At 59.9% G+C, this 2,683-nt stretch carries 3 protein-coding genes; all 3 read right to left on the reverse strand.

From position 1 onward, the window contains the following. Window positions 1-268: 268 nt before the first annotated feature. Window positions 269-676: a hypothetical protein gene (locus CXQ93_RS20030; protein WP_104112157.1), complete on the reverse strand. Its 408-nt coding sequence runs from the start codon at window positions 674-676 to the stop codon at window positions 269-271. 532 nt (window positions 677-1,208) lie between these two features. After that, window positions 1,209-1,382: a hypothetical protein gene (locus tag CXQ93_RS20815; protein WP_181036250.1), complete on the reverse strand. Its 174-nt coding sequence runs from the start codon at window positions 1,380-1,382 to the stop codon at window positions 1,209-1,211. A 177-nt stretch (window positions 1,383-1,559) separates the two neighbouring features. Then, window positions 1,560-2,570, reverse strand: coding sequence for a DUF4192 domain-containing protein (locus CXQ93_RS20040; protein ID WP_104112159.1), 1,011 nt, complete (start codon window positions 2,568-2,570; stop codon window positions 1,560-1,562). Between the last annotated feature and the right edge of the window lie 113 nt (window positions 2,571-2,683).

Genomic DNA, 2,683 nt, shown 5'->3' on the forward strand with positions numbered 1-2,683 from the left:
ATCTTCACCCTGCACCTGAACATAAAGAAAGAGCCGGCCAATGGCCGGCTCTTTCAGCATTCCCTTCGCACAGGAAAACCTAATGGCAACCTCTCGTTGCAGGATCTGGCCCATCTACCCCTGCGACACGGCACTGTGTCGCCACGCCCGCGCAGCGTGACAGGCGGCCGGGGGAGCTGGCCGCGGAGGCCGCCCGCCCCAGGAAAAAGCCGGGGCTGGGCACCCATGATGGTGGATGCCCAGCCCCGGCCCCGGTGCGTAGGAACTACTATTGCGCGGAATTGTCCGCGTCGTACCTGTTGAACCAGATCAAGTGGTTCACATCCAGGCGCGAGCCAAAGGTACGGATTCCTTCGGCCAAGTCGATGCGGTCATGTGTGGTGGCGTGGCCGATGTGGCTCAATGGCAGCACCACAGGCACCCAAGTGTCAGCGTAGGAGAAATAGACCTCAATCGTGTCGTTTTCGGTAGCAACATAGCCAACTCCTTCACCGTTGACAACTGCTGCGTTGCCGCGATCAACGGCAAAGTGCATTTGGGGCTGCGGGCCGTGGGAGAGCTGGGCGGCGTCGGCTTCGGGGAACTGCTTTGCGAACTCTGCGCGTGCTTTTGCCAACAGAATTTCGGCGTCCAGTTTCACGGCAATGGCACCAGTAGGGCGTGAATTGTCTTTCATGATTGTGCTCCTTGTGCGAAGGTGTGGGGTGAGTGGGCGGCGTAACCTTGCCAGCTGCTTTTCTCTTTCCCCGTTGTTTTTTGGTTGCTGGCGAAGCTTGCGTAGCTGTGGCCGACGGAGCCGTGTCTACCCAAAGGGCAAGACTGGAAAAACATGTGGAGGAAATCAGCGAGGTAAGAGCGCCGGAACATGTTTTTTTCAGTCGTAGGCCCCGACGCAGGAGGGGCTAGACGGGGTGGAGCGGACACGTAAAATCCGGAGGACAGCAACCAAAAAACGCGCAAGCGGTTTTCAATAAGCAGGGGTGGGCACGGCGGAGCTTGCGGAGCCGGGACCACCCCCAACAGTCGGACGCGCAGCGGACGCCCACTAGCTTGGTGCGAGCTAGCGAGTACCAAGCCTCCTGAAACCTCGACGCCACGACGGATCTTCACCCTGCACCTGAACATAAAGAAAGAGCCGGCCAATGGCCGGCTCTTTCAGCATTCCCTTCGCACAGGAAATCTATGGGGCACCGTTAGGTGCGGTCTATCTACCAGGATGAACTATCGTCGCGGCTGTTGGCACTGAAGTCCACGGGGCCGGTGGCGGGTTGGTTGTTCCGGGGGATCTCGTCTTTGAGTATGGTTTCAGCGATGTTCGTCTGGGGGTCCAGGGGTGCATACTCCACGGAAGTATTCGGGTGGGACAGATCTGCAGCTGGCATGACGGGCTCCTTGAAGTAGGTGCGTTGCCTGTTCAGCTTATCGTTTGGTTCCGACATTGTTCTTGTCGCTGCGCCCGCGCAGCGTGGATGGCGGCCGGGGGAGCGTGCGGCGGAGGCCGCCCGCCCCCACAGCGGCGGGTTGGGCACCCACTGTGTGGATGCCCAACCCTTTTCTTGCTAGGAAGCTCCGGGGTAGGCGGTTTCCTTGTTAGTGACTACCTCGGGAAGATAGCCACGGTTCAACAACTCCTTGAACAGGACGGCGATCCGGTAGCCGGGCTCTACCTCCAGCGCCTTTTCCATGTAGTCAGCGGCACGGCTGGAACGTCCCTTGTACCAGCTGATGAATCCCAGCATGGTGTAGAGCGGGGCGCGGAACTCGTGCGGGGTGTGGCTCAACAACTCGAACACCAGCGCCTCGCCCTGATCTGCGCGTTCCCATGTGGGGCGCACAGTGGACTTGCCCATCAACACGTTGTCGAATTCCTGTTCATCGGTGTTGAACAGATCGGCCATCAGGCGGTCACGCAAGTTGCGGTTCTGGATGTAGGCCACCAGCAGGCATGCCTGCGCGGTGTCCGGTGTGGTTCCCAGTGCCTTGGCCCATGCCCCGCGTGCTTCCCGCATGACAGGGGCGCTAATGTCCCGTGCATCAACGTCCGTGAAGCCGGTGGCCAGAACGGCGATTGCTGCCGCGTTGCCGGGTGAGCCGGTAAATTCCCGGTCGTGAGCTTTTCCGGCTTCCAAGTTGGACCCGGCAAAGATCATGGCGGCGTTCGCGGCGCTGTCGGTGATGGACTCTAACGGGGTCATGGCTTCGGTGGTATCGCTGTAGCTTCTCCACCCTGCACCGGTCACCAGCAGAATGTCACGCAACGGCATACCTGCCGCCATCAATTCCAGCTCGATCGCTTCCACATAGGCGCTGTGGGGCTGCTCGCCCTCGGCGTCCGTGTAGATGGCAAAGATGGCGCCGTTCGCTTCCTTGTCGCTGAGCATGTACCCAACGATCATTGAAGCAAATTCACCGACGGGGTGACCGAACGGCACGTCTACCCGCAGGGTAGCGCCGAGGCGGTTGCCCTGCATGCTCACCAGCACGAATGACTCCACGGGGTTCATACCGAGGTTGTGGGCCATGGCAGCCAACAGACCGGCGCGGGTAGAAACTTTGATTTTGTCTTTCATGGTTGTGCTCCTTGTGCGAAGGTGTGGGGTGAGTGAGCGGTGTGACCCGGCCAGCTGCTTACTTTTCTCTCTCTTTCCCCGTTGTTTTTTGGTTGCTGGCAAGCTCGCTTGCT

Origin of the sequence: Arthrobacter sp. N199823, assembly GCF_002929705.1 — a bacterium.
Taxonomy (GTDB): Bacteria; Actinomycetota; Actinomycetes; order Actinomycetales; family Micrococcaceae; genus Specibacter.

What these genes read in the sequence shown, in the direction of transcription:
- CXQ93_RS20030 (WP_104112157.1), bottom strand. Translation starts at nt 676, where the DNA reads ATGAAAGACAATTCACGCCCTACTGGTGCCATTGCCGTGAAACTGGAC.
- CXQ93_RS20815 (WP_181036250.1), bottom strand. Translation starts at nt 1,382, where the DNA reads ATGCCAGCTGCAGATCTGTCCCACCCGAATACTTCCGTGGAGTATGCA.
- CXQ93_RS20040 (WP_104112159.1), bottom strand. Translation starts at nt 2,570, where the DNA reads ATGAAAGACAAAATCAAAGTTTCTACCCGCGCCGGTCTGTTGGCTGCC.